At 73.0% G+C, this 307-nt stretch carries 1 pseudogene; it reads left to right on the forward strand.

What is annotated here, in order from left to right:
- Window positions 1-307, forward strand: a pseudogene (locus J0695_RS41815) (ATP-binding protein); the annotation flags it as partial.

The raw sequence follows: 307 nt of genomic DNA on the forward strand, positions 1-307 counted from the left end.
CCCCTCGACCACCCCGAAGCCGTCCCCGGCGCAGTCCTCAGCGCCCTCGGCCTCCGCGAGACGTCGCTCCTCACCCGGGACCGCGAGGTCTCGGCGCCCACCTCCGACGACCCGGTCACCCACCTCGTCGACTACTGCGCGACCCGCCCCCTCCTCCTCATCCTCGACAACTGCGAACACGTCATCGCGGCGGCCGCTGACCTCGCCGAGACTCTCCTCACCCGCTGTCCGCGCCTGCGTATCCTCGCCACCAGCCGCGAACCCCTGGGCGTCCCAGGCGAATCGATCCGCCCCGTCGACCCGCTCC

The sequence above is a fragment of the Streptomyces beijiangensis genome, from assembly GCF_017315755.1.
In the GTDB taxonomy this organism is placed as follows: Bacteria; Actinomycetota; Actinomycetes; order Streptomycetales; family Streptomycetaceae; genus Streptomyces; species Streptomyces beijiangensis.